The sequence below is a fragment of the bacterium genome (assembly GCA_024742285.1).
Lineage (GTDB): Bacteria > Myxococcota_A > UBA9160 > UBA9160 > UBA4427 > UBA4427.
Window position 1 is genome coordinate 72,578 of the sequence record JANSYR010000009.1, and the last position, 25,994, is coordinate 98,571.

Annotated in this window: 27 protein-coding genes; 8 read left to right on the forward strand and 19 right to left on the reverse strand. The window is 67.2% G+C overall.

Annotation, left to right across the window (positions count from 1 at the left end):
* The first annotated feature begins 138 nt into the window (after positions 1 to 138).
* Entirely contained in the window at positions 139 to 1,140 is a 1,002-nt protein-coding gene (gene surE / locus NXI30_16870; protein ID MCR9095896.1) for a 5'/3'-nucleotidase SurE, read from the forward strand.
* Positions 1,141 to 1,260: 120 nt separating this feature from the next.
* On the forward strand, positions 1,261 to 2,616 hold the full coding sequence (locus tag NXI30_16875) for a PqqD family peptide modification chaperone (GenBank protein ID MCR9095897.1): 1,356 nt from the start codon (positions 1,261 to 1,263) through the stop codon (positions 2,614 to 2,616).
* Positions 2,617 to 2,806: 190 nt separating this feature from the next.
* On the opposite strand, the gene NXI30_16880 is transcribed toward NXI30_16875, so the two are convergent.
* Positions 2,807 to 3,433 carry an RNA polymerase sigma factor gene (locus NXI30_16880; protein ID MCR9095898.1) on the reverse strand — a complete coding sequence of 209 codons (627 nt, stop codon included), beginning with the start codon at positions 3,431 to 3,433 and terminating at the stop codon, positions 2,807 to 2,809.
* Between the two features lie 318 nt (positions 3,434 to 3,751).
* A complete protein-coding gene (argC, locus tag NXI30_16885) occupies positions 3,752 to 4,717 on the reverse strand; it encodes an N-acetyl-gamma-glutamyl-phosphate reductase (GenBank protein ID MCR9095899.1) in 966 nt (321 codons plus the stop codon).
* Positions 4,718 to 4,893: 176 nt separating this feature from the next.
* Between argC and NXI30_16890 the strand changes: the two genes are divergently transcribed.
* From NXI30_16890 to NXI30_16900, 3 genes are read left to right on the forward strand one after another with little or no spacing between them, the layout of a single operon-like run.
* The gene (locus NXI30_16890; GenBank protein MCR9095900.1) at positions 4,894 to 6,006 is read left to right on the forward strand and encodes a DUF1214 domain-containing protein; all 1,113 of its coding nucleotides are present in this window, start codon (positions 4,894 to 4,896) and stop codon (positions 6,004 to 6,006) included.
* Entirely contained in the window at positions 6,003 to 7,265 is a 1,263-nt protein-coding gene (locus NXI30_16895) for a sulfotransferase (protein MCR9095901.1), read from the forward strand. Before NXI30_16890 ends, NXI30_16895 begins: the two co-directional genes overlap by 4 nt.
* On the forward strand, positions 7,265 to 8,146 hold the full coding sequence (locus NXI30_16900; GenBank protein ID MCR9095902.1) for an SDR family NAD(P)-dependent oxidoreductase: 882 nt from the start codon (positions 7,265 to 7,267) through the stop codon (positions 8,144 to 8,146). Before NXI30_16895 ends, NXI30_16900 begins: the two co-directional genes overlap by 1 nt.
* A 15-nt stretch (positions 8,147 to 8,161) precedes the next feature.
* Here the strand turns inward: NXI30_16900 and NXI30_16905 are convergent, their stop codons facing one another.
* The 15 genes from NXI30_16905 to NXI30_16975 all read right to left on the reverse strand — a co-directional run bounded on the left by NXI30_16905 (position 8,162) and on the right by NXI30_16975 (position 20,012).
* Positions 8,162 to 8,719: a hypothetical protein gene (locus tag NXI30_16905; GenBank protein ID MCR9095903.1), complete on the reverse strand. Its 558-nt coding sequence runs from the start codon at positions 8,717 to 8,719 to the stop codon at positions 8,162 to 8,164.
* 104 nt (positions 8,720 to 8,823) lie between these two features.
* Positions 8,824 to 9,165, reverse strand: a complete 342-nt coding sequence (locus tag NXI30_16910) for a nuclear transport factor 2 family protein (GenBank protein ID MCR9095904.1) — start codon at positions 9,163 to 9,165, stop codon at positions 8,824 to 8,826.
* 176 nt (positions 9,166 to 9,341) lie between these two features.
* Complete coding sequence (locus NXI30_16915) at positions 9,342 to 9,953, reverse strand: N-methyl-D-aspartate receptor NMDAR2C subunit (GenBank protein MCR9095905.1); 612 nt, start codon at positions 9,951 to 9,953, stop codon at positions 9,342 to 9,344.
* Between the two features lie 141 nt (positions 9,954 to 10,094).
* Entirely contained in the window at positions 10,095 to 10,424 is a 330-nt protein-coding gene (locus NXI30_16920; protein ID MCR9095906.1) for a hypothetical protein, read from the reverse strand.
* A 203-nt stretch (positions 10,425 to 10,627) separates the two neighbouring features.
* Positions 10,628 to 11,242, reverse strand: a complete 615-nt coding sequence (locus NXI30_16925; protein ID MCR9095907.1) for a hypothetical protein — start codon at positions 11,240 to 11,242, stop codon at positions 10,628 to 10,630.
* 1,152 nt (positions 11,243 to 12,394) lie between these two features.
* Positions 12,395 to 12,805, reverse strand: coding sequence for a hypothetical protein (locus NXI30_16930; GenBank protein ID MCR9095908.1), 411 nt, complete (start codon positions 12,803 to 12,805; stop codon positions 12,395 to 12,397).
* 306 nt (positions 12,806 to 13,111) lie between these two features.
* Positions 13,112 to 13,504 carry a ribonuclease E inhibitor RraB gene (locus tag NXI30_16935; protein ID MCR9095909.1) on the reverse strand — a complete coding sequence of 131 codons (393 nt, stop codon included), beginning with the start codon at positions 13,502 to 13,504 and terminating at the stop codon, positions 13,112 to 13,114.
* Positions 13,505 to 13,688: 184 nt separating this feature from the next.
* Positions 13,689 to 13,973, reverse strand: coding sequence for a hypothetical protein (locus tag NXI30_16940; protein ID MCR9095910.1), 285 nt, complete (start codon positions 13,971 to 13,973; stop codon positions 13,689 to 13,691).
* A 255-nt stretch (positions 13,974 to 14,228) separates the two neighbouring features.
* Entirely contained in the window at positions 14,229 to 15,059 is an 831-nt protein-coding gene (locus tag NXI30_16945; GenBank protein ID MCR9095911.1) for a hypothetical protein, read from the reverse strand.
* Between the two features lie 82 nt (positions 15,060 to 15,141).
* On the reverse strand, positions 15,142 to 15,606 hold the full coding sequence (locus NXI30_16950) for a hypothetical protein (GenBank protein MCR9095912.1): 465 nt from the start codon (positions 15,604 to 15,606) through the stop codon (positions 15,142 to 15,144).
* Between the two features lie 2 nt (positions 15,607 to 15,608).
* The gene (locus NXI30_16955; GenBank protein MCR9095913.1) at positions 15,609 to 16,016 is read right to left on the reverse strand and encodes a muconolactone Delta-isomerase family protein; all 408 of its coding nucleotides are present in this window, start codon (positions 16,014 to 16,016) and stop codon (positions 15,609 to 15,611) included.
* A 51-nt stretch (positions 16,017 to 16,067) separates the two neighbouring features.
* Positions 16,068 to 16,865 (reverse strand): hypothetical protein, encoded by a 798-nt coding sequence (locus NXI30_16960; GenBank protein MCR9095914.1) that lies wholly within the window; start codon positions 16,863 to 16,865, stop codon positions 16,068 to 16,070.
* On the reverse strand, positions 16,862 to 16,987 hold the full coding sequence (locus tag NXI30_16965) for a hypothetical protein (GenBank protein MCR9095915.1): 126 nt from the start codon (positions 16,985 to 16,987) through the stop codon (positions 16,862 to 16,864). Before NXI30_16965 ends, NXI30_16960 begins: the two co-directional genes overlap by 4 nt.
* A gap of 1 nt (position 16,988) precedes the next feature.
* Positions 16,989 to 18,641, reverse strand: a complete 1,653-nt coding sequence (locus NXI30_16970; GenBank protein ID MCR9095916.1) for an acetolactate synthase large subunit — start codon at positions 18,639 to 18,641, stop codon at positions 16,989 to 16,991.
* 63 nt (positions 18,642 to 18,704) lie between these two features.
* Entirely contained in the window at positions 18,705 to 20,012 is a 1,308-nt protein-coding gene (locus tag NXI30_16975) for a DNA recombination protein RmuC (protein ID MCR9095917.1), read from the reverse strand.
* Positions 20,013 to 20,156: 144 nt separating this feature from the next.
* Here NXI30_16975 and NXI30_16980 point away from each other — a divergent pair, with 144 nt between their 5' ends.
* Both NXI30_16980 and NXI30_16985 read left to right on the forward strand, forming a co-directional pair.
* Positions 20,157 to 21,134: an LLM class flavin-dependent oxidoreductase gene (locus NXI30_16980; protein ID MCR9095918.1), complete on the forward strand. Its 978-nt coding sequence runs from the start codon at positions 20,157 to 20,159 to the stop codon at positions 21,132 to 21,134.
* On the forward strand, positions 21,127 to 22,113 hold the full coding sequence (locus tag NXI30_16985; GenBank protein ID MCR9095919.1) for a transglutaminase-like domain-containing protein: 987 nt from the start codon (positions 21,127 to 21,129) through the stop codon (positions 22,111 to 22,113). The genes NXI30_16980 and NXI30_16985 overlap by 8 nt, the downstream gene beginning before the upstream one ends.
* 17 nt (positions 22,114 to 22,130) lie before the next feature.
* Here the strand turns inward: NXI30_16985 and NXI30_16990 are convergent, their stop codons facing one another.
* A complete protein-coding gene (locus NXI30_16990; GenBank protein ID MCR9095920.1) occupies positions 22,131 to 23,090 on the reverse strand; it encodes a calcium/sodium antiporter in 960 nt (319 codons plus the stop codon).
* Positions 23,091 to 23,436: 346 nt separating this feature from the next.
* Between NXI30_16990 and NXI30_16995 the strand changes: the two genes are divergently transcribed.
* The gene (locus NXI30_16995) at positions 23,437 to 23,967 is read left to right on the forward strand and encodes a hypothetical protein (GenBank protein ID MCR9095921.1); all 531 of its coding nucleotides are present in this window, start codon (positions 23,437 to 23,439) and stop codon (positions 23,965 to 23,967) included.
* A 22-nt stretch (positions 23,968 to 23,989) separates the two neighbouring features.
* Here the strand turns inward: NXI30_16995 and NXI30_17000 are convergent, their stop codons facing one another.
* Positions 23,990 to 25,390, reverse strand: coding sequence for an aminotransferase class III-fold pyridoxal phosphate-dependent enzyme (locus tag NXI30_17000; protein MCR9095922.1), 1,401 nt, complete (start codon positions 25,388 to 25,390; stop codon positions 23,990 to 23,992).
* Positions 25,391 to 25,994 lie beyond the last annotated feature (604 nt).

Here is a 25,994-nt window from a genome sequence, read left to right on the forward strand (position 1 = left end):
CGGAATCGAGCCCAGGCGTTTCTCTTCGTTTACCTGTTCCCCGCCATGTTAGGCTGATCGGGTTGCCCCGTGAGGGGCGGGCGACGATCGCCACCTGGATCTCCCGGGTCGGGGTCGTCTCGACAGGAGGAACGGGTGATGAAGAAGATCGAGATCCGTATTCGCAAGTCGCTGTGGGTGACACTCGTCGCGTTGCTGCTCGCTCCGGCTGCGAGCTGGGCGGAAGGCGGTTCGTCGCTGCGAATCGTGCTGACCAACGACGACGGCTTCGAGACCGAGAACATTCAGGCGCTCTTCGATGCGCTCGTCGACGCGGGCCATGACGTGATCATGGCCGCGCCCTATCTGGGCCAGAGCGGAACCGGCGGGCAGATCGCTTTCCTGCGGCCGATCCTGCCGACGTCGGAGCCGTCGGAGGGGGGACTGCTTCCGGCGGGCTCGCCCGGCGTCGGGCCGACCACGATCGCGCCCCAGCAATTCTACGTCGACGGGTCGCCGGCGGCGTCGGTACTCTACGGGATCGACGTCGCAGCAGAGCAGATCTTCGGAGGGCCGCCCGACCTGGTGTTGTCCGGCCCGAACGAGGGCAACAACCTCGGCCTCGTCACGCCTCACTCGGGTACGCTGGGTGCGACGGTGACCGCACTCAACCTCGGGATCCCGGCGATCGCGATCAGCGCGGACAGCGAGGACGAGACGGCCGAGGAGGCGGAGCTGATCGCGGCGATCACGCTTCGCGTCGTGGAAGCGGTCGCCGGCCGCCACGGAATCCGCTTGCCCCACGGCACCGGCCTGAACGTGAACATCCCGGACGTCGACCCGGCGAACTCGGCGGACGACTACGACTTCGCGCTGACCCACGTCGGGACGGCCACGAACATCGGCCTGCAGTTCTACGAGCAGATCGGCGACAGCCCGATCGCCGTCGCGTTCGGAATCCCGGCGGGCACGCCCTTCCCGGGTGTCTCGGTCGAGATCCCGTACACGGTGGCCGGCTATGCCGAGGACACGTCCACGCGAAGCGAGGGCAACGTGCTCGGCGGCACGACGGTGACGGTGAGCCCGATCCAGGGCACCTACCAGGCCGACTTCTTCCGGAGTCTCGTCGTGCGGCGCAGCTTGCGGGGTCTCTTCCACTGAGGCGCTGAAGCGATGTGCCGATGATCACGGGCCGCTCGTCCGCCGATCTCGGATCGGTCCGACGGGCGGCCCGTCGACGCTCGGCGCCGGGTTCTCGGCGGAGACCGCTATCTTCCAGCCATGCCCGCGACGCCGGACCTCGTCGAGCTCGTTCGCTGCCCCGCTTGTGGGGCGAGTCCGTCCGCGGGCGAATCGAGCCTCGACTGTGCGTCCTGTGGTGCCTTCTATCCGATCCACGACGGGATCCCCTGGCTCTACCGCGATGTCCCCGGTTCGCGGGCGCAGTGGGCCGCCAAGCTCCAGCGCTTCCGCACGGAGCTGCTCGCAGAACTCGACGAGCTCGACGCGGCGATCGCGCGCGACGACCTCGTCGACTCGACCCGGGAACGGCTCGCGCGACAGCGCGCGGGACTCGAGCGGTTCGGGGAGCAGGTGATGACGCTGCTCGCCCCGTTCTCCTTCGAACACGGCGAAGCGGGCGCGGTCCTGCCGACGGATCGGATCCCGAGCGCCCAGCACGTGACGAGCTATCTCGACACGGCCTATCGCGACTGGGCGTGGGGCCAGGCGGAGATCGACGAGACGACGGCCCTCGCCGCGCCGCTCGTCGGCGAGGCGTTCACACGCGCCCTCGTGCTCGGCGGCGGTCCGGGGCGATTCGCCTGGGAGTTGGCGAGGCGAGCGCCGGAAGCGACGGTGGTCCAGCTCGACCTGAATCCGCTGCTCACGCGGATCGGGTCACTCGCGTCCGCGGGCGAGTCGATCCCGCTGACCGAGCTCGCCCGCTTCCCGCTCTCCGTCGAGGACGCCGTCGTCGATCAGACCCTCGAAGCACCGAGCGAGAGCGCCAATCCCCCGATCTTCCTGCTCGGCGACGCCTTCGCCCCGCCCTTCGCGGACGAGACCTTCGATCTCCTCGTCACGCCCTGGTTCCTCGACATCGTGCCCGAGGCCTTCCCGTCCCTCGCCGCCCGTCTCGCTCGTCGTCTCGCGCCCGGCGGCCGCCTGGTCGGCTTCGGTCCGCTCTCCTTCGAGAGGCAGGGCCCGGCGGATCGGCTCACTCCGGAAGAGATCGCCGATGTGCTCGATGCTTCGGGCTGGGAGGTCCTGCAGGCCGGAACGGAGACCGTGCGGTACCTCCATTCTCCGCACGCGATGCCGCGTCGGAACGAGGAGATCTTCGCCTTCGAAGCGCGTCGGCCCGAAGCCCTCGGCGACGTCGCGCCCTTCGCGTTCTATCCCGAGTGGATGACGGATCCGCGCAAGCCGATCCCGGCGGATCCGCGCTTCGAATCGCTGCGCGCCGAACGGATTTTCGACGTCGAGATCCTGAAGTGCATCGACGGCCGCACGACCATCGAAGACCTCGTCGTCATCCTCGCGAGCCAGTACGGCCTCGCCGAGGACCGCTGTCGGGCGACGGTCGAGCGCTTCTTCGCGCGCTGGTTCGAGGACGAAGGCGGGATCGGTCGCTAGGCGACGCGTCCGCCGTCTCGGACCCGAAGGCGCTGGCCCGAAACGAAGACACCCGCCACGACGCGACCCCAGCGGTCGAATCGGGCGGGTGGCTGCGGCTGGAACGCGCCTCGGCGGGGAGCCACGGCGTCGGATTCCATGGAACGCGGCGGGTCGAACGAGGAGTGCGCCGCGGCCCGGAGAGAAGGGCTCAGGCCGACTGCGCGACGTTGCCGAGGACGACGTCGAGCTCGGGGACGTTGTCGGCGAGGACCGCGCGGCTGCGGCGCAGGCTCACCTTCACGGCCTCGTTGCTCTTGCCGACCTTCTCGGCGATGGCCTTGATCGAGTGGCTCTCGCCGTAGCGCAGGTGGAAGATCTCCTGGTGCGCGGGGCGTCGGTTCTCCGAGAGGATCTCGTCGCAGCGGTCGAGGACGCGCGCCGCGTCGACCTTGCGTTCGATGGTCGACTCGACCGGCTTGTCGTCGAGCTCCCGGGCATCCTTCGGGCCGACCATCCAGCGGGAGCAGTGGCGGAAGAAGCGCGAGCAGACGTTGTGGGCGATGCCGAAGGTCCAGGTCAGGAGGCTCGAGCGGCCCTCGAAGGAGGGGAGCGAGCGGTAGAGCTGGACGAAGGTCTCCTGGGTCAGGTCCTCGGCTTCCGCCGGATCGCCGACGCGCTTGAGCGTGAAGGCGTATACCCGCGGGAAATAGTTGTCGTAGATCTCCGAGAAGGCCATCTGATCGCCGGCGAGCACGCGGTCGACGAGCTCGCGGTCACGGGCGCGGTCGCTCTCGGAGGTCTGGTTCCGGGTCTTGGAGGGTCGCTGGGGCTGCATGTCGTTCACTCCTGATTGAGTCGGCGAATTCGCCCGGCCGACTCGGTCCTCGTTCTGTGAATGCGGCCCTAGAGTGTTCTGGATCACGGATTCCCACTGTGAAGCACTTCACACAAGGATCAGTTTTTCCCGGGTCTGCTGCGCGTGAGGCGCTCTAGACGAGAATTCCCCCGGATTCTCGACAGGAGTGTGCCCGCCCGGCCGGATGGGGGACGGGCCTCCGGCGGGCTTCTCGTGGCGGCTGAAACGCGCCTGAGGGCGGTTTCGCGGCCGTCGACGGCGAGCTGAAACGGAACTGAGGGCGGTTTCAGCGGTCGATCAGGGCGGGGTCGGGAGGCCCGTGGTCTCACCGAGCCCGAGCATCAGGTTCAGTGACTGGATCGCCACGCCCGACGCGCCCTTGCCGAGGTTGTCGAGGATCCCGACGAGCAGCACGTGGCCGGCGGCGTTCGGGAGGACGTGGAGGCGCAGCCCGTTGGTGTCGTTCAGGACCTGGGGGTCGAGGGCGAAGTCGTCGACGGGCTCGAGACCCCGGAACTCGGCGACCTGGACGAAGGGCTCGCCCGCGTAGCGCTCCGCCAGGACCTGCCAGACCTGCGCTCCGGTCGTGCCGGCGGGGAGCAGGCTCCGATGGATCGGGACCTCGACGCGCATGCCGCACTTGAAGGGGCCGACCGCCGGAACGAATTGCGGCGGGTGCTCGAGCAGCGTGTAGGTCTGCATCTCGGGCACGTGCTTGTGGATCTTGTCGAGGGCGTAGGGGGCCTCGTAGGGCAGGCCGACGCGGCCTTCGTCCGGGGACTCCCAGCGCTCGATCAGCGTCTTTCCGCCGCCCGAGTAGCCGGACAGGCCGTGGACCGAGAGGCCGGCGCTCTTCGCGAGCAGGCCCTCGTCGACCAGCGGCCGGACCAGCGGGATGAAGATCGAGGGGTAGCAGCCGGGATTGCTGACGAGCTGGGCGTTCGCGATCGCGTCCCGGTGGTCCGGGGTCAGCTCGGGCAGGCCGAAGACCCAGTCCTCGGCGACCCGGTGGGCCGAGCTCGCGTCGACGATCCGTCCGCCGCTCTCCTTGGCCCAGCCGGCGGCTTCGATCGCCGCGTCGTCCGGCAGACAGAGGACCGAGACGTCCGCCTCGGCGATCGCCTTCTTCCGGGCCTCCTCGGATTTCCGTTCCGACTCGGGCAGCGTCCAGATCTCGCAGTCGTCCCGTCCCGCGAGCCAGTCGCGGATCCGGAGGCCGGTCGTGCCGACGTGGCCATCGATGAAGATCCTGGGGGTAGACATGGCGGCGGACCGTAGCAAAAGGGGCCGAGCGCAACGATTTCGGCCTTCCTGCTCCCGGATCGGGCCGGCTTGGACCGTCGGACGGGTCGGGTCTGCCGAAGGACGATGCCTTCACGCGCGCTTCTGCGTACCGTGGGGCGCGCCGCGCGACGCTGCGCGGGTGCGTGGAGTGTAAGATGAGTGAAGAAGAGACGAGTCTCGATCGCGTGATGTCCGGGAAGACCTGGGAGGAGTTCTGCGACACCTTGAAGGCGGCCGGGAACGTGATCCTCGCCGAGGGCTCTCCGACGGATCCGCTCGATCGCTCCGAAGGCTTCCGGTACCTCTCGCGGATCACCCGTGCGTCCCTCGAACAGTTCATCGAGCACGCCGATCCGAAGGCTCCGGTCCTCCACCGCCCGGTCCACGAGACCGCGAAGATCGGCGCCGACAATCCCGACAACTACTACCAATCCGCCGCGATCTCGGGGCAGTACGACTACCGGATCCGGGGCCAGCGCGGAACGATCCATTACATCGACTTCGGGACCCAGTCCGATGGCGTCGCGGGAAGCGGCGAGTCGACCCAGGCGGGACACCTCGATGTCGCCGACATCGAGATGGACGCGGACGGGAACTTCGAGATCCTGCTCTCCTGCGAAGAGAAGCCCGGCAACTGGCTGCCGATGCAGCCGGACACGTCGATGCTCATCGTCCGCCAGACCTTCCTCGACCGCGACGTGGAGGTCCCGGCGAAGCTCGTGATCGAACGGATCGGGGGCGACGGCAAGCCCACGCCGCTCACGCCGGAGGCCCTCGACGGCGGACTCAAGCAGGCGTCGGGTCTCGTGCTCGCGTGCTCGTCCCTCTTCTCGAACTGGGCGCAGGGGTTCCGCGCGAACCACAACAACCAGCTGCCCAAGTTCGACGACTCGGTCTCGATGGGCGCCGGGGGCGATCCGAACATCTGTTACTACCACTCGTACTGGGAGCTCGCGCCCGACGAGGCCCTCGTGATCGAGGCCCAGGTTCCCGAGTGCGAGTCCTGGAACTTCCAGCTCGACAACCACTGGATGGAGAGCCTCGACTACCGGTACTTCAAGATCCACGTGAACAAGCACACGGCGCAGTACCAGGAGGATGGCTCCGTTCGGATCGTCGTGGCGCACGAGGATCCCGGCGTCCCGAACTGGATCAACACGGTCGGGCACGCGCGGGGCACGATGTGCTTCCGCTGGATCCGGGCGAAGGAGCACCCGCAGCCGGCGACCCGCGTGGTCAAGTTCTCCGAGATCCCGGGGCGCGCGTGAGCGAGGGCTGCCAGGTCCCGCCCTTCCCGCTGCCGATGCGCGCGGCGCTGGGAGCGTGGAAGGCGGTCGCGCGGCTCGGCGTCGGCGTGCCGCGCTTCGACGAGGCCCGGATGATCGCCGAGGCGAGGCGGAACACGGGCCTCCACGACTTCGGCGACGACGACTTCGTCGAGCCGATGCGGCGGCTCTTCTACTCGTTCGAGGAGGAGGCGGGGCTCCACCTGCTGGGACGCGCCGTGATGCGCGGCGCCGCGGTCCGTGCGCTCGAGTGCCGGCTTCGGTTGAACCAGCTCCGCGATCTCCATCCGGAGCTCGTGACGCTCCCCGTCGATCGCCCCGTCTTCATCACCGGGATGCAGCGCACGGGCACGACCAAGCTCCACCGTCTCCTCTCCTGCGCCGACGAGCTCCGCCATCTTCCGGCGGTCGAGGCCCTCCGGCCCGCGCCCATGGGCCGGCCGATCGCGAACGAGCCCGGCGACTTCGAACGTCGCGCGCGACAGGCGAAGATCGCCGAGTGGGGGATGAAGTATCTGTCCCCGGATCTCTTCGCGATCCACCCCATCGAGGCGGACTCGCCCGAGGAGGACGTCTTCCTCTTCGACGTGACCTTCATCAGCCCGGCGGTCGACGCCTCGCTCTCGGTTCCGTCCTATACGCGTTGGATCCGCGAGATCGATCAGCGTCCGCCCTACGCCTACGTGCGCCGCCTGATCCAGCTGCTCCTCTGGCAGCGCCCCGGCCGGTACCTGGGCAAGACGCCCCACTACCAGGAGAACCTCGACGTCCTCTTCGACGTGTTCCCCGACGGCAAGGTCATCCATACCCATCGCGATCCGCGCAAGGTCGTCCCGTCCTTCGCGAGCATGATGGCCCACGCGGGTGCCCTCCTGACGAACGACGTCGACGGCGCCGAGGTCGGCCGACGGGTCGCCGATCAGATGGCCAACAGCGTGGAGCGCGCGATCGTCGCGCGACAGGCGGTCGGCGAGGGGCGGGTCCTCGACGTCCACTACCTCGATCTGATCGGGGACACGATGGGCACGATGCGGAAGATCTACGACTTCCTGGAGCTCGACTGGTCCGAGGGGGCCGTCTCGCGCATGCAGCAGTGGGTCGGCGCCAACCCGCAGCACAAATACGGTCGACATCGCTACACCCTCGCCGACTTCGGCCTGGACGGCGACGAGCTCGACGAACGATTCAAGGCCTACCGCGAACGCTTCGGCGTCGAGCGGGAAGAGCAGGGGAGGGCGTGATGGCGAAGCCGCCGCTCGATACGGACATGACGGGACGCGTCTGCCTCGTGACCGGCGCGACGGATGGGCACGGACGCGCTCTCGCGAAGCTGCTCGCGGCGCGAGGAGCCGAAGTCGTCGTCCACGCGCGAAGCGAAGACAAGGCCCGCCGGGTCTGTGCCGAGATCGCGCGCGAGACCGGGGCGAAGGAGCCGGAGATCCTGCTCGCGGACCTGTCGCGGGCGAGTGACGTCGATGCCGCCGTCGAGCGGTATCGCGCGAGCGGCCGTCCGCTCCACGTGCTCGTCAACAACGCGGGGCTCGTCGGTCTCGGTCGCGAGACGAACGAGGCCGGCTACGAGATGACCTTCGCGGTCAACTATCTCGCGATGTTCCGCCTGACCCTCGGGCTGCTGCCTCTCCTCGAGACCTGCGGACCCGCCCGGATCGTGAACATCTCGTCGGACACCTACCGGGTGGCGAAGCTCGAGCTCGACGACCTCATGCTCGAACGCGACTACGGGATCATGAAGGCCTACGGCCAGTCGAAGCTCGCGATCCTCTACTTCACGCTCGAGCTCGCGCGGCGCATCGAGGGGCGCGGCGTGTCCGTCAATGCGGTCGATCCCGGGCCGGTCGCTTCGAACATCGGTGCGAACAACGAAGGGCTCGCCTATCGCCTGGTCGGGCCGCTGATCCGTGGCCTCTTCCCGAGCGCCGAGCGCGCGGCGCGGACGGCGCTCTGGGTCGCGACGGATCCCGGCCTCACCGAGCGGAGCGGTGGCTACTACCGGTCGCTCAAGCACCGGGTCGATCCGCTCGACTTCGATGCGGAGACGAGCGATCGGCTGTGGGCGGAGAGCCTGCGGCTGAACGAGATGTCCGACCCGCTCCGCGACTGAGTCGGCGGGCCGCGGTCAGCCGACGCCCGTCGGTTGGGAAAAGACGGCGAGCGAGATCACCGTCAGCAGGACGAGCAGCCCCGCCGCCAGGCCGGCGTGCACCTTCGGCTCGTCCGAGAGCGCGCCGGCGACTCCCGCGGCCAGCACGGCCGCCTGGATGCCTCGCAAGGGATGGAGCAGCGGGATCCCGAGGACGAAGGTTCCGGCGGATCCGATGGCGATGACCCAGAGACACACGCCCGAGAAGAATCGTCGGCGCACGGCGAAGTAGTGGCTCCGCCAGGAAGTGACTTCACTCGGGTCGTCGGGAATCAGCGCGCAGACGTTGAAGTAGAGGAGCGCGGGGTTGGCGAGGACCAGAAGAAAGGCCGGAAAGGTCCATTCCACGTCCCGGTAGAGCCAGAAGGCCCAGAAGACGACGGCGGTCGCGAAGAGTTTGCAGAAGACGAAAGCGAGATGGATCCAGAATCGACGCTCGGGATCCAGCGCGTGGGGAAGGCCGCCGACGAGACGCATCGCCGAGAACGAGAACACGAGGGAGAAGGCGATCGCGAGGTACTCGAAGAGGGTCATCGTCGATCCAGCCTTTCGGTCGACTGCGTCATTCAGGTCGTCTTTCGCGGCTTCGGGCGCTCGGACCCGTTGGCCGCCGGACGGGTCGGCTTCGCTTCCCGCGCTCAGTGGTCCGCCACGAAGTAGGTGAGCGAACGGATCAGCCCCGCCTCCACCTCGAAGAGATCGACGACGTGCATCGACGTACCGTCGGCGAGCGCGATCCGGATCTCCGCAGCGACCCGTGGTCCGGAAGCGAGGAGCTCGCCGACGAGCTCGGGCGTCGGGCTCGCGTTGGCGATCGACTCCGCGTAGAACGCGCGGATGGCCTCTCTTCCGGACGTCACGCGCCCCAGTCCGATCAGCGCCCCCGACGCGTGAAAGAGATCCGCGACGCCCGGGTCGCGGCTCCGGATCCGATCGAAGTACGCGAGTACCGTGTCGGTCGCAGGTCGGTCCGTCGCCATCGTTCGACTCCCGTGAGGATTCAGGTCGTGGCGAGCCCGTGCTCGCGCCGCTCCATCCCGCCTTACCTCGACTCGGTCGCCGGAGCTGAGCCCGGCAGGGCGCATGATTGGCGGAATAACTCTGATCCAGGGAGAGTCGCCCATCCAAGGGACGAGAGCGAACCCTTCGACGCCTCTCAGCCTGCGAGCGCATCCAGGGAACGTCTCAGGTTCCGCCGAGCGCGCTCTTCGAGACGCTCGAAAAAGTACTCGGTGTGGTAGAGCCTCGGGCGCGCTGCGAAGTGGGAGAGAATCCTGGTTCGCGCTTTTCGGTACGCGTCTTCTGGGACCCACTCGTATTCCCGTCGGATCTGCTCTTCGTAGGCTCCGAAGCGATCCTTGGCCGCGCCCAGGATGGAGAGGTCGATGTCGAGCAGCAGCCGCTGGTCGTCGTCGGAGGGGACTCCCGTGTGCGCCGTGACGAGAATGTGGCGTGCGACGGCCTCGGTCCGGGCGGCACCGATCCCCCCGATCGCGGTCGAGGCCCAGTCGGCGCTTCGGGCTTCGTTGTCCGAGGCCTTGGTGTCGTAGATCGCGTCGTGGAACCAGATCGCGAGTTCCAGCGCACCGCGATCAGCGAGCGTCGCCGGTGAACCGTCCAGCTGGCCGAAGCACTCGGCGAGATGGTCGGTCGTGTGATACGCGCGGTGGGGTTCGTCGTAGGCCGCGACGAGCTCCTCGAAGAGCCCCGTCGGAGCCTCGATCCCTACGCGTTGCCAGGTTTGCTGCCACCGAGTGTGAAGATCCACCGTTGGTCTCGTCCGTCGAGTCGCGCAGCGCGTGCTCTCGAGGTTCGTTCCAGCCTTCTCCTGGAAGGTAGGCGTTCGGGCGTCGAGCGGCACGAAGGGCGTCGCGAGTGCAGCGGCCTGTCGCGCAGCATGCGGAGAGGCCTATCCGCGAGTCAGCGATCCGACACAGACGACACCGGCAGAGATCCCAAAGAAGCCACCCATCGATCCGAACGAGAACCACTCTGGAAGCAATGCCAGAGAGAGTCCGAGGGCGGCAACCGAAAGCAGAAATCTCGAAGCCAGGTCCAGTCGAGGGAAATGTGCGACTCGCTGAAAGGCGTCTACGAACGCGATGAGGAGCACGGCCGTGAAGGATCCGAGGAGTCCTCCCACCAGGCCACTCTGATCACGAAGACCCCAGTAGCCAGCGATCGTCAACAGGAAGACGATCATCGTGCAGCCACCGAGATACACGGCGAAGAATTTCACGTGGACCGACCTCGGTCTGCCGCGTCGCCGCATACCGCATACCGCATGCCGGATCAGCCGATCCGCCGCGAGTTCGCCGGGGCAGACTGATCGAGGTCCGACCATCATGGCCCTGTGAGGGGATCGGCTTCGAAGGAGAAGCGCCAGGAAGCCGCGGAGATCCGAGATCCTCTGGGCGAATCGACCGCCAGGACGAAGGCCTTTCATGCGGCTGGAGGCTCGCCCGTCAGATATCGACTCACGGGATCGTCCGACCACACCTGAATCTCGACGAAGATCTCGAAGGGACGTCGGTGGTACCCGTCGTACGCGAGATCGAGTTGCGGATCGGGGAGTCCCCACCGCTCGGCGATCGCGGGGATCTCATCCAGCAGAAACACCTGTTCATGATAGGGCTTCGGCTCTTGTGGGAATCCGAACTCGAGACTGAGCGCCATCGCCACGAAGCTGTCGGGGTACGTCACCGAGGTCGATCGCGGCGGTAGGTCCTTCAGGTCGATTCGAATCGCGCGCGTGTCGGGATAGAGTCCGGCGAACCAACGGCACTCCCCGAGACAGAAGTAGTGTGGAGATGCCCGCTCCGTCATGCCGCCTCGGGTCTCGAACATCTGCCGGAGGCGCGACTCGGTCCGCCGACGCATGTCCATGTACTTCGGGCCGTAGGTGCGCTTGTACGCGTCGTCGGATCGCGAGTCTCGGCTCAGATCGCGAAGAACGTCGTCGAGTGTATTCCCTTCCAGGTCACTCAGGTTCTGGAAGGGGTGTCGTCGACCGTCGTAGTAGTGCGTCGCGAAGTCAGGGACCTTCGTAGGGACCACCTCCTTCCTCGCAGTGGGCTGATCGAGGTAAGGGGATCGTAGCCTGTCGGCCCGAGCGACCTTGGGCGCGAAGCGCCGGGAGACCGCGGAGCTCCATACCCGACTCAGGAAGATGTCTTACGGGTTCAGAGGCTCGCTATGCGGCTGCGGCGGGGATCAGCGGAAGATCCGATCGCACGCGACGACCAGCCCGGGAAGCACGAGTACAACGAATCGCGCGAGAGCCAGGGTTCGGCCGAGCGAAGAGGTTCCGAGCTGCTCAGGCTCTCCGCTGTGTCGCGCCATGTCCTCTTCTGAGATCAACACGACGAACACGAAGATTCCCACGGTTCCGATCGCGATTCCCGTCCACAGGTAGCCGGCCGCGAAGAGTAGACCCCACCCCACGAGCGCTGCGGCGCCACCAAGGATTGAGGGAAGATCTCGAAGACTCAGATCTCGATGATTCGCGTTCCGGCCAGCGCTCACATGCTACGGATCGACCGAGCGAAGGCTGAGCTGAAGCCGTACAACGAATCAGTCAAATTCCTGCGGCGCTTGCCATCGTCGCCATCTGGAGTAGATCCAGGTCGTCGCGAGCACAGCACGAGCGGCCTTTTCGGTGGAGCCGAGATGGGGATGAAGAGGTCGCACATCGCCAGCCAACGCCCTGTCGGCTTCGAGAGCTTGTTGTTCGGCGGTCGTCGATGGTGCTAGGGATGCCAGGTCTCGCCGCAGATGTCGTGTTCGCGACACTCCTGACGAGCGTTCTCTTCGTATTGCTCCCACTCGCGACTCGCCGCTTGGCGGAGAGACTCACAGCGCTCGGGTTCATGCGAGTGAGCCTCGAGACACTCTCGGTAGTCGGCTCTGGCTTGCTTCGTTTGTTCGAACTGCGCTTGAACGCAGCCCGCGGCAGCCAACACAGCGAAGGCCAACGTCAGGAGCGGCCTCCCGCCGACGGATGCAGGATTCGAGCGAACGTTTCGGATCAGCATAGTCTGCGCATGCCGCGTGACGGATCAGCCAATCACCGGCGGAGTTCGCCGGGGAGGACGGTTCGAGGTACAGCGATCGTAGCCCATGGACACGAGCGGCCTTGGGCGCGAAGCGTCAGGGGCGGCGTAGCCCCGTTGCAAACTCGAGAAACTGTCTGTCGGGTGCAGCGCCTTGCTATTCGGCGTGCGCGTCCGGGCACGAGTAGACGGTCATCATCAGGCGAGTCGCGAATCGTGTTCCGTCTTCCGACCAGTACTGGCGGGATCGATTTCCGCACTCGTCCAGAGAGTCTCGAAATCGAAGCGTAGCAGTCGGAACGCCGCGGACTTCAAGTCGCCCCTGGCCCGCTTCGAGCGAATCGACCACCAACCGGAGCAAATAGCGCCGGCTGGATTCGTCGAGAAGCGCTATCTGGCGAGAGCGATCGGCGAGCTCGTCGAATGACGAGAGGGCGTGCGGCTTCAATCGGCCCTCGTCGATCATTTCCTCGATCCGATCTTGCACCAGCCCGCGGTCTAGTTCGATCTGCGCTTCGCCCCAACTGAACTGAACAACTGCCTCGGAGAACGTGCCGGCGAGGTTCACAGATGATGCATTCTCACATTCGCGCGCGGAGCATGGCGGATATGACGCGCAGCCATTGACTAGCTGCAATGTGAGAATGAGTATCGGCAGGAAGCGTGTCGATACGGTCATCGTCACTCGCAGGGCATGCCGTACTACGGATCAGCCCATCACTTGCAGACTTCGCCGGCGCGGGCTGATCGAGGTATCGCGATCGTAGCGAAGCGGCACGAGCGGCCTTGGACGCGGAGCGTCAGGAGGCCGCGGAGCCCCGTTCCAATTTCGGCCAACTGTCTGTCAGGTTCATGGGCTTGCTATTCGGCGGACCTAGGGCTCAGAGACCGGGGACCAGAGCACAAGGACTCCGCCGTGGACTTCGGCGGTCTCTTCGACCAATGCACTCTCGGCGTTCAGCTCTTCCACGGAGAGAACGAAGCGCTTTCTCGCATGGCAGTCGTACGCCCCGCTCGTCTGATCGACGATCACTTCCGAGGCGAAGCCGATATTTCCGAGTGATTCGCAGGCTTCGGACGCGGCTTCGTATGTGTCGAAGACGAGCTCGAAGTCGATCAAATGGGGCTTCTCGAGCTCCCACCCGGCATCTCGAGCAACCTCGATCATGTGCGCATTCAGCTCGCGTCTGGAGCTCGACGGCGACATCGGGTCGCAGCCGACGGCTACGAAGAGAATCACGATTGCCGCGGTCGAGATTCGGCTCATGCGGTCGGTGTCTTCCGCATAACGGATCAGCCGATCACCTGCGGGCTTCGCCGGCGTCGGTCCGATCAATGTTCAGAGTCTGCCGCCAGGTGGCATGAGCCGACCTCTTTCGGCGTACAGCTGGAAGTCTGGGCGGCGGAGGCCGCGCACGCAAGGCCAACCGCCCGCCAGGTGCAGCGGCTTGTTATTCGGCGTTTTTGCCTCGAAGAATCATGACCGCAAGCGCAGTCGCCACCACGAGTAGAAACGAGGATTGAATCGAGAGCGGCGTCTCGAAAGATCCTTGAACGACGTTCCGACCGATTCGGTATGCGTGAATCAACGCGAACTCGACCGACTTCGGATCATCGACCTGGTATTCAACGCCGCTTGGGATCGTCTCCGCCCAGGTGATCACGAATGGTGAGTACGCATACAGCGACACAAGCACGGCGACGACCACGATCGATCCGGCAACGACGTATCTCATCTGCTTAGCATGCCGCATAACTAGCTGGCCGCCAGATAGCCGCCCACTGGCTGCCTGCAGTGCTACCGGTTAGCACGGTCGGTTGGGGCGGAAGGCAGACGCAGTCGAGCCGCATCTGGGGGGACGAATACAGTGATCGAACCGGCCAGCGGGGGTTGAGAAGCTCGCGAGCGTGTCGCTCTTCACCAACGCAAGTGCCCGGCCCCTGCGGAAGCGTGTCCAGGTCAACGAGCGACGCTGACTCCGGGCGCAGGGCTACTCCTCGAGACGGACCCAACCGAATCCTGAGAGACACTGTTCGAGCGTGTCGACGGTTCCGAGTGCTGCACACGTTCCGCGAGCGTCACGTCGCAGGCCCGGCAGCGCCTTGGTCTCTTCGCGAGGCACGAACGCCAAGATTCGTCCGTCCGCGAGTCGGAAGATTATTGTGTTCGCGGACATCATCGTCAGGCATTCCGCCAACTCAGCGCCCGCGCGGCCTCCGCGTCGATCGCATTCGCGCTTCCACTGATCGAAGACGCCCTGCGTCCGTCGGTCATTCTCGGGCCCGAATCCAGGGTCCCGGAGACTCGATTCGTAGGGTGACTTGTCTTCGTCAGGGCAGGGTTCGTTCCGCTCCTCGTTCTGCGCCTTTCCGACGAGTCGACAGGTCGAATCGCATTCGAGGCCTTCGAGCTCCATGCCGTCATCGCGGATGAACGACGGCTCCAGGGCGTAGACGGTCCACCGGAATCCCATCTCACGACCTGCTCTTGACACCTGCCTCCGCCGGAGTGGCGCACGGAAGGCATAGCGAGAACCCGCCTCCGCCTCGAAGGCGATGCTGCAGGTCATCGACACGATGGGAGTCCCGAACATCCCCCGCCCCGCGTTTCGCGAGAACCCGAGAACGTGCCTGCCGGGCAGGACCTGGGCGGTGCTCGTCCCGACGTCTTTGCCGTCGACACTGACGAGCCTTGCGCGATCTCGCGTCTCGATGACAGCGATCTCACTCGACTCGCGTTCGGGGCCGGCGTACATCCGGGCGGATTCACACGCGAGGAGGACCATGGAAAGGGCGGTCAGGCTGGCGAAGCGGCGGGTCATGGCATGCCTGACCTGGTTCGATCGGGTTCGATCTCGCGAGTATTCTCGAACGAGTCGATCATGCGTGATCCAGCGAGACGTTTCAATCGACCCGGCCTGCGAGTGGCTGCCCTCGCTGCCATCGAGGACCGTAGAGATCGTCGATGCCGAGCCCAGCCTCGAGCCGATCCTCTCCACACGGCGCTACAGGCGGCGGATCCAGCGCCTCGAAGACTTCGCGCACCCGTCCGTCCTCGGCATCGAACGTCAGCCGCCCCGTGCGGAAGCCGAAGAGGACCTTGATCTCACCGACCACCGTGTCGCCCGCGACGAGGTGGATCGGCTGCCCGTAGTGGCGCTTCGCGAAGAGCTCGAACGCGCGTCGTCCGTCGGAGCGTAGCTGGACCTCGATTTCCGAAGTCTCGTCGGGGTCGGCGCGGACCGCCGCCACGTTCGATGCGCAGAGGTGGAAGACGGGTTCGGCGGATCGCGGAGCCAGGGCGCACGCGCTGATCGCGAGGGCGAGGCCCGAAGCAAGGATCCGTTCGGTCCGCGTCCCCGACATCATGCTCAGAAGGGCCCTGCCGGGTCGGAGCGGCCTTCCCGGATCTGTCGCCACCCGATGAACGCGAGCGTCGGCGCCAGCACACCCAGCCCGTTCAGCGCCACGCCACCCCATCTCGCCCAGGGCGACGGCCAGAGCGACGGGTCCGCCACGAGCGCGTTCTGGATCGTGAGCAGCGCCGGGACGGCGAGGAGCGACGCGATCGCGACGTAGACGCCCGGGAACGCCCGGACGAGCGCATAGAGCGCGCCGGTCGACGCGACCGCGAAGATCGCGACGTTCCCCGACGCGGTCGGGCCGAGGGCCTGCTCCCCCTGGCCGAGACGCCAGAGGCCGACGATCTGCCACAGCGCGACGAGTACGCCGTAGGCGATCTGGAGCTGGACGGCGAGGCGCATCGTCGGCGGAATCATGGCTGGATACTAGGCGCTGACGCTCCGGATGCCGCCGGAGCGATCGGCGGCCTACTCGCAGTCCGAGGCGGCCACGTCGATCGAGGCGATCGGATCTCCCGCGGTCGTCGAGTAGGCCAATCGGATGACGACGCCCTGGTCGATGAAGTCCCGCCGGAGTTCTTCGTCCGCGCAGACGTTCTCGCCGACGATGGGCTTCATCCGGGCCGCGAAAACGGCGGGGTCGACGCCCTCGAAAACGGCGGCCGGCGCCCGATACTTGAACACGAGGACTCCCTCGAGACCCTCGGCTTCGTAGAACTCGGTCTGTTCGTCGATCATGATTGGCAGGTCACGGTTCGTCGCGGTCGCGACGTCGTCGAGGGCCGCCTTCGAGGTCGGGTCCCGGAAGGCCTCCAGGGCGAGCTGGAAGGCGACCGCGCATACTGCGAAGACGACGAGCGCGATTGCCGAGGCAACTGCGCTCAGCGCATACCTGGAGACCACGGGGCGATCGCTGCGGAAGATGCGAGCACTGGAGTAGGCGGCCGAGAGACCGATGAGCGCTCCGAGGGCGCCGCCGCTGACGACCAGCATGACCGGGAGGCCCATCCAGACGTACTCGTACCACTCGAGCGCGCGCGCGACGCGGATCTCGGTCCCGTCGATCACGACGGTGGGGATCGGGTCGATCCAGTTCACCTTGAACTTGATCTCCCGCTCTTCGCCGTGGTTGTCGCGAAGGACGAACTTGCCGCGCCCGGAGACCTGGGCGGTTCCGTCGTAGAGCTTCGCGGACCCGAAGAACCCCTCGATCCGCACCTCGAGGTTTCGCCCCTCGAAGTCTTCGTGAGCGACCGGGAACCTCATGGATCCCTGGGCGGCTCGTAGCACCCCTTGTCCAGGGTGCAGGTGCGGCGATAGCCGTCTTCGGAGGTCGCGCCGATGGAGGCGAGGGCGACGACGGCGGCGAGGAGCAGGAGGACGCGCATCCTACTTCTTCCCGAGGCTCGCATTCTCCGCGTAGTCGATCGGACACTCGATCACGTTCACGCCGCCTTCCTTCAGGCACTTCTGCAGGATCGACAGCAGATCGTCGGTCTTCTCGACGCGGAAGCCGCGGGCGCCGTAGCTCTCGGCGTACTTCACGAAATCGGGATTGCCGAACTCGAGGCCCCAGTCCTGGAAGTCCGCGTCGTCCTGCTTCCAGCGGATCATGCCGTAGGAGTCGTCGCGCAGGACCAGGGTCGTCACGTCCCGCTTCATCCGGACGGCGGTCTCGAGCTCCTGGGAGTTCATCATGAACCCGCCATCGCCGCAGATCGCGAGGACCTTTCGCTCCGGGTAGACGAAGCTCGCACCGATCGCGGAGGGCAGACCCGCGCCCATGGTGGCGAGCGCGTTGTCGAGCAGGATCGTGTTGGGCTGATAGGCGCGGTAGTTGCGCGCGAACCAGATCTTGTACATGCCGTTGTCGAGGCAGATGATGCCGTCGTCGGGCATGGCCTTGCGCACGTCGGCGACGAGGCGCTGGGGGCAGAGCGGGAAGCGCGGGTCGTCGGACTTCTCGCTGGTGTGCTCGTCGACCTGGGCCTTCACGTCCCGGAAGGTCGAGAAGTCCCAGTGGTCCTGGTTCGCGATCGATTCGTTGATCTGCCAGACGGCGTTCGCGATGTCGCCCACGACCTCGAGCTGGGGGAAGTAGATCGAGTCGACCTCGGCGGAGGCGAAGCTGATGTGAAGGACCTCGAAGCCGTCCTCGGACATGAAGAAGGGCGGTTTCTCGATCACGTCGTGGCCGACGTTGATGATCAGATCGGCGGCGGCGACGGCGTCGTGGACCGAGTCGTTGTCCGAGAGGGCGGCGGTTCCGAGATACTGGTCATTTCGCTCGTCGATCACACCCTTGCCCATCTGGGTGCAGATGTAGGGGATGCCGGTCTGTTCGACGAAGCGGGTGAGCTGCTTGCTCGTGCGCTTGCGATTCGCGCCGGCGCCGACGAGCAGGAGCGGACGCTTCGCCTTCTCGATCATCGCGACCGCGCGCGCGATCGCCTTGTCTTCTGCTGCCGGTCGACGTGCCGCTTCGGGATTGAAGAAGAAGGGGTCGTCGACCATCTCCTCCGCGATGTCCTCCGGGAGCTCGAGGCAGACGGCGCCGGGGCGCTCCTCCTCAGCCAGGCGGATCGCCTCGCGTACGGCGGACGGCACGTTCGCGCCGTGCACGATCTGACGCGAGTACTTGGTCACGGGCTGCATCATCTCGACGACGTCGACGATCTGGAACCGCGCCTGCTTGCTCTTCTTGATCGGCTTCTGGCCGGTGATCATCATCATCGGCATCGCGCCGAGCTGGGCGTACGCCGCTGCGGTCACGAAGTTGGTCGCCCCCGGTCCGAGGGTCGAGAGACAGACCCCGATCTTGCCCGTCAGACGACCGATCGTCGCGGCCATGAAGCCGGCACCCTGCTCGTGACGCGTCAGGACGAGCTGGATCTTCGAATGACGTAGACTTTCGAGGATGTCGAGATTCTCTTCACCCGGGATCCCGAAGACGTACTCGACGCCTTCGCGTTCGAGGGCTTCGACCATCAGATCAGAGGCCTTGGCCGGCTCCCCGGGAGACCGGTCGGAAATCGCACTCATCGAAACCCTCCCGCATCGGACACGATGCGAGGGGGATCCTACCAGAGGACGCTTTCCCTTTCGCTAGGCGACGCCGTTCGCGATCGGAGGCGAAGCCTCGTTCGTGGGGGCGGAGCGTTCGGGGGTCGGCTCGATCCGCCTCGTCGCCTTCTCGAGGGGCGGGGTCCGGCCCAGGTCTTCGGCGTTCGCGATCCCGAGCTCGGCCATGCGTCGGGCGGAGGCGTGGACCCGGGTCTCGAGGCTGCCGATCGCGGTGTTGTAGGCCTCGACGGCGCCATCGAGCTTCCTGCCCAGGTTCGAGAAGCGATCGTTCAAGGCGACGATCCGCTCGAAGAGCTCCCGGCCGAGCTTCGAGACCGCCAACGCGTTCTCTGCCATCGCTTCCTGCTGCCAGCCGTACGCGACGGCCCGGAGGAGCGCGATCAACGTCGTGGGCCCCGCCAGCAGCACCTTCTTCCCCACGCCTCGCTCGATCAGCTCCGGATCCGTCGCGAGGGCCGACGCGAAGAAGGGTTCTCCGGGCAGGAAGAGGACGACGAACTCGGGCGACCCCTCGAGCCTGGACCAGTAGGCACGCCCGCTCAGGTCGTCGACGTGACGTCGCACGTGACGCGCGTGCTCCACGAGGAGCGTCTCGCGCTCGGCGTCGTCCTGGGACTCGGCGGCGGCCAGGTAGGCCTGGAGCGGGGCCTTCGCGTCGACCACGATCGAGCGTCCACCGGGGAGCCGCACGACGAGGTCCGGCCGCGAACGGCGATCGGGATCGTCGAGGGTCACCTGCTCCTGGAAGTCGCAGTGCGGGAGCATGCCGGCGAGCTCGCAGACGCGGCGTAGCTGGAGCTCACCCCAGCGACCGCGCACGTTCGGCGTGCCGAGCGCCTGACGGAGGCCCTGGGTCTCCGAGGCGAGGGCGCGGTGGTTGGTCGCGACGAGCTCCAGGTGGCTCGTGAGCGATCGGTAGTGGCCTTCGCGTTCCGTCTCGACCCGCTGAAGCTTCTCGTCGACCTTGTCGAGGGATTCCCGCAGCGGCCGGACGAGGGCTTCGACGGCGGCTTCGCGCCGCTCGAGCGCCTGCTCGTTCGATTGCGTGGCGGCGCCGAGGCGCTCGCCGGCGAGGGCCAGGAAACGGTCGCTGCTCCGGTCGAGCGCCTCGTTCGAGAGGGACTCGAAGCGGTCTCGGAGCCGGGCCTGGGATCGGCCCAGGACGAGCGAGACGAAGCCCGCCCCCAGGAGCGCGCCGAGGCCCAGGCCGACCACGAGGCCGATCGCGAGGGCCCAGCCGGCGATCAGGGCGGCGTCGCCTTCGAGGGCCGGGACGAAGGCCGAGAGGGATTGGGACAGGGATTCGGGGAGGGCGAGCAGGTGCGGCACGGGCGGGACCTCTCTCTGGATGGGGGTCCCCGAACCATCGGCAGGGGGTGTGTCGGATGCGGTCACGATCGGGCCGGCAACTCGCGCGCAGCCGGCCTAGGATGAATGGCCCTCCGCGATTCGCGGAGCCGAGAGGAGATGACGATGTTCACGATGCGCTTCGACATGCGCGCGCCCGAGTTCGGGGCGCCCAGGGCAGATCTCTACGCGGCGGCGATCGAAATGTCGGAGTGGGCGGAATCCCGCGGATGCGTGTCGATCCAGGTCTGCGAGCACCACCGCTCGAAGGACGGCTATCTGCCGGCGCCGATGATCCTGGCGAGCGCGATCGCGGCGCGGACGAAGACGGTCCCGCTCCAGATCGCCGCGCTGATCGTGCCCCTCCACGATCCGATCGAGCTCGCCGAGCAGATGTCCGTCCTCGACATCGTCTCCGGCGGTCGCGTCACCTACGTCTGCGCGATCGGATACGTGCCGGCGGAGTACGCGATGTTCGGCCAACAGATGAAGGGACGCGGCAAGCGGCTCGAGGAATCGATCCGCGTGATGCAGCGCCTCTGGAAGGGCGAAGAGGTCGAGTACGAGGGTCGCCTCGCGAAGGTCACGCCGCTTCCGCACACGCCGGGTGGACCGCCGCTCCTGCTCGGCGGCGGCGTCGCCGCCTCCGCCCGTCGCGCCGCGCGCCTCGGCCTCGGCATCCTCGGCATGGGCACCGACCCGGACCTCGAGCGCTACTACCTCGAAGCCTGCGAAGAGGAAGGGATCGAGCCCGGACTCTGCATGAATCCGACCGACGGTGCGCCGCTCTCCGCGTTCGTGGCGAAGGATCCCGACGCCGCGTGGGCGAAGTGGGGGCCGCACCTGCTCCACGATGCCCAGGCCTACGCCGAATGGATGGGCGACGACATCGACTCCGCGACCAAGAGCATCGCCTCGACCGTCGAGGATCTGCGTGCCGAGAACGGCAACTACCAGATCCTCTCCGTCGAAGAAGCGATCGAAGCGGTCAAGACCCGCGGTGTGATCATGACGCAGCCGCTCTGTGGCGGGATGCCGATCGAGTACGCGTGGGAGTCCCTCGAGACCCTCGTGAACGACGTGCTCCCGAAGGCCCATGGCTGAGATGCGGAAGACGGCCTCCGCCGCGTTCGTTCTCATCTTCGCATTCGCTGCCCTCGTCGCGACGGCGCTCGAGGACGGAGAGGGCGCGGGTCGTCGCTTCGCCTTCGAGTACGAAGTGGTCGTTCCGGCCGAGGTCGAAGGTGCCGAAGTGCTCACGCTCTTCGTTCCGATCGCCGACGACACGACTGGCCAACGCATCCTCTCCGTCGACCTCGACGCCAGTGAGGGCGTCGAGGGCCGCTTCGGCCGCGAGGCGCGTCACGGCAACAAGTACTGGGTCGCCGAGCTTCCGGCGAAGCGGGCGAAGCCCTTCCGGGTCGCCGTTCGCTACGACGTCGAGCGCGCGGTCGTCCGCGCCGGGGACGAGCGTGGCGACGCCGACTCGGCGAAGGCCTTCCTCGGTCCGGACCAGCGGGTCCCCGTCGGCCATCCGGTCCTCGAGCCGATCCTCGAAGAGATCCGCGCGGCGAGCCCGGGCGGATCGAAGTCGGAACGCGCCCGCGCGATCTACGACTGGGTCGTCGACAACGTCGAGTACAAGAAGACGGGAACCGGCTGGGGCAACGGCGACACGTTCTGGGCCTGCAACGAACGCTACGGCAACTGCACCGACTTCCATTCGCTCTTCATCTCGCTGGCGCGAACCGAAGGGATTCCGGCGCGCTTCGAGATGGGCTTCCCGGTTCCCGCGGATCGCGAATCCGGCACGATCGCGGGCTATCACTGCTGGGTCGAGTTCTGGCTGCCCGGCGAAGGGTGGGTTCCGATCGACGCGAGCGAGGCCTCGAAGCACCCGGACAAGCGTGAGCTCTTCTACGGGACCCACCCGGCGGATCGCCTCCAGCTCTCGCGCGGTCGCGATCTGCGGCTCGGCGAGGACCATCGCGGCCGTACGCTCAACTACTTCGTCTATCCCTACCTGGAGGGCGACGGCAAGCGACTCGACGCCCCGCTCGAGACCCGCTTCTCGTACGAGTAGGAGAACGAGCGCGCTGCTCAGTAGATCGCGTTGGCGAGATAGAGCAGATACGTCCCGACGAGGACCGCGCCCTGGATTCGGCCGATCCCGCCCGGACGCGCGACGAGCACGAGTCCGGCGAGGCTCGTCGCCATCAGGATCGCACCGTCCACGAGATCGACGTCGTTCGCCGGCAGGGGCCGGATCGAGGCGGTCGCGCCGAGTACGCCGAGCAGGTTGAACACGCTCGAGCCGATCGCGTTGCCGACGGCGAGATCACCATGGCCTTTCTGGGCGGCGATGATGGAGGTCCCGATCTCGGGGACACTCGTGCCGAGCGCGACGACGCTGATCCCGATCGCGGCTTCGGAGAGCGCGTAGGGAGCGAGAGTCTGGAGCGATCCGTCGACGAGCCATTTCGCGCCGAGGCCGAGGAAGGCGATCCCGAGGACGGCGCGGCCGACCGGAAGCAGCCAATTCTCGTCCTGATCGCCCAGCGCCTCGGCGACCTCCTCACCGAGGAACTCGCCCATCTCGACGTCTTCGGCGGCGCGTCGCAGGTTCCAACCGACGTAGGTGAAGAGGCCGAGGGCGAGGAGGACGCCCTCGAACCGCGAGATCAGCGCGTCGTTGACCATGAAGGTGAAGATCGCGGAGACGGCGATCAGGATCGGAAAGTCGACCCGGTACACCTCGCGTGAAGCGCGGAGTGGACGGATGAGGGCACAGAGTCCGAGCACGAGGATGATGTTGCAGACGTTCGAACCGACGACGTTTCCGACGGAGATGCCCGAATGGCCGGAGAGGGCGGCGTCGAGGCTGACCGAGAACTCCGGCGCACTCGTCCCGATCGCGACGACGGTCGCTCCGATCGCGATCGGACTCATCCCGATCCGGTTCGCGATGAACGTCGAGGCCGAGACGAGCATGTCTCCACCGACGTAGAGGAGCGCGCATCCGGCGAGGATCAACAGGAGCGACACGACCAGGTCGGGCACGGGCGCGGGGGTCTCCAGGTCGTCGCGGCAGAGCAGGCTGCGGTGGGAGGGGACGGACGGACGTTCGGGCCGAACGCTGCGGCTTCGCGGGAAGGCAGCCGGGGCCGGGGCCGGCCGAGTCTAGCTCCAACTGCACGAGATTCGAGCGCCCGAATGGAGTAGGAGGGCTCGTTCGGCCGCTGCTCGACCCGAGGGGCCGCAGGGCGAGGAGGCGAGGCGGTCTCTCATATGTACTCCGAGCGGTTCATTCCACGAATCGACGTCCGTGCTGGACGAGCTCGCCGAAGATCGCGACGCTTCGTCCGCCTGCGGCGCGGGCGCGGGTATGGAGACGAGGGAGAACCGAATGAGCCAGGGCGGCGGCGAGCGATGGCGACGTTGCAGCGCGTGCAAGAACGACATCGCGCTCGGCGCCGTTCATTGGGTGTGCAGCGTGTCCACCTGCAACCGGAAGCGAACGGGGCTCGTCTTCTGCTCCGTCGACTGTTGGGAGATCCACCTTCCGACCGAACGTCATCGCGAGGCCTGGGCGGTCGAGGCCCGCGCGCCCACGACGCCGGATCCGCCGGAAGGCGCCCCCGCGAAGAAGGCCTCCAGTGGATCGAAGACGTCGACGTCGCGGGCGTCCTCCGATGAAGACATCCTGGTCGTCGCGAGCAAGCTGAAGGCGTACGTGAAGGCCGCGTCCGGCTTCAATACCTCGGACCGCGTCCTGCCCGTCCTCTCGGAGGCGCTTCGAAAGTTCTGCGACGAGGCGATCGAGAACGCCCGGCGCGCGGAACGCCAGACGGTGCTCGATCGAGACGTCCCTCGACCCGAACGCACGCTCGGTCCGAGCGGCCGCCCCGCTCTCATCCGGAGACGGGGCGACCGCTAGAACCCGGCCTCGACGCGTTCGCCTAACGTGACGGCGCGACGTCGAAGATCGGCAGCCCGTGTCGTCGGGCGACCCGGACGAGCGCGCGTTCGAGGGCAGCGAAGCCGTCCTCGAGCTCGGCCTCGGTCAGGTTGAGCGGAGGAAGCAGTCGGATCTTCATCGGATCCCCGCCCGCGGTCTGGACGAGCGCGCCCTCTTCGGCGGCGATCTCGACGAGCTCCGTCGTGACCTTCGCGTCGCCTTCCCACGGAACGAAGGCCTGCATCGCGCCCGCCCCGGATCGCGCGGTGATCACACCGGGAAGCGCCGCGTCGAGGCGGGCGAAGGCGCCATCGATCCAGCCCGCCAGGCGGTCGATCCGGCCCCCCGCCCCCGAGTAGCCCTCGGACGCGAGGCGCTCCAGGATGCGCGCACCGAGGGCCATGCCGACGGTCGAACCGGCCCAGGTCCCCGCGATCAGCTTGGGGCGCGGTGCAATGTCCGAAGTGAAGAGGGTCGCGCTTCCTTGAAGGATCTTGCCGACCGTCACGACATCGACGAACGCGTCGAGTCCGAGGGTCCGGAACGCGAAGAGGTCCCGGGTCCGACCGAAGGTCTGGATCTCGTCGATCCAGACGCGGATTCCGGCGCGTTGACACGTCTCCATCAACGCCACGAAGAATTCGCGCGGCGCATCGTGGAAGCCGCCTTCGCCCTGGATCAGTTCGAAACACATGGCGGCATGGCCGCCGGGCTGCGCGGTGATCAGCGCCTCGAGCGCCGCCACGCTCTTTCGTGTCGAGTCCGGATCGGACGGGTCGTAGAAGGGCACGCGATCGACGAAGTCCCGGGTCGGGAGGCCGTCCCGATAGGCGGGGCGGTCGGTCAGCTCGGCCATCGCGAGGGTCCGCCCGTGAAAGGCCCGCGCGAAGGCGATCACCCGGTCCGCCGGGGCGCTGCGCTGGAAGAGCATCTTGAGCGCGTTCTCGTTCGCCATCGATCCGGAAAGCGCGAGCCAGGCGTGCTGGAGCCGCGGTCCCGCCAGCTCGACGAGGCGCTCGGTCAGCGTGAGGTACTGCGGGCCGGGCAGCACGTGACTCTGGAAGGCGACGTCGCTCGCGGCTGCGATCGCCGCGGTCTCGAGGAGGTCCTCGTCGTGATGGCCGAAGACGTAGGGGCCGAGTCCTGCGACGAGGTCGACGACCCGCCGACCGTCGGCGAGGACGACCCGCGCGCCTTCACCGTGTCCGGAGGACAGGACCGGGAGGGCTGGGGCGGCGGCGCGGAGGGTGCCGAGCCGCTCGAGGGTCTCGTGGTAGACGGGCCCATCGAGGGGCCCGGTCGCCCGCCCGCGATCCCGGAGCGCGGCCACGAGATCCCGGGCCGACGCGGCTACGGCAGGGGGCGGGGGAGACTGGAGGGAAGTCGATTCAGAAGCGGACATGGCGAGACCTCGCGCCCGATCGGAGCCGGGGCGCTCGAGAGAAACGAAGCGGGGCCACGTTCCGGTGGAACGGCGCGCCGCGATCGGGTTCGAAGCGGAGGTGGGCTCGCGTCGGTCGCGGCGATCAACGGATACCCCGAGGGGGGATCCGCGCTGGCCCGAAAATCAGGGGCCTGGATCGCGGGCGGAGCCGGCGGCGAGCCTAGGGACGGCTCGGACGGAGCGAGCGCGCGGTCGCGGGTCGGCGGCGGCGGCCGCAGGTCGCCTCTCGTCGGCCACGCACGGGTCCACGGGCCGCCGAGGGGCGGTCCACGAAGGCGCGGAACGGGAGGAAGGACGACATGCGGGCTCCGGAGCGGCCGAATTCGGGGGTGTGGCGCCGGATCACCCGGGGCCTGACCGAATCGGGCGCCGCATCCTACCCCCGATCGGGCGGTCGGGCACGCCCCGACCCGCAGCCTCCCGCTGCGCGACCCCCACGGCAGACGGCTTACAATGCGGGTCCGCGTGCAGCCGGGGGGACGCCATACAATGCGGGTCCGCGTGCAGCCGGGGGGACGCCATACAATGCGGGTCCGCGTGCAGCCGGGGGGACGCCATACAC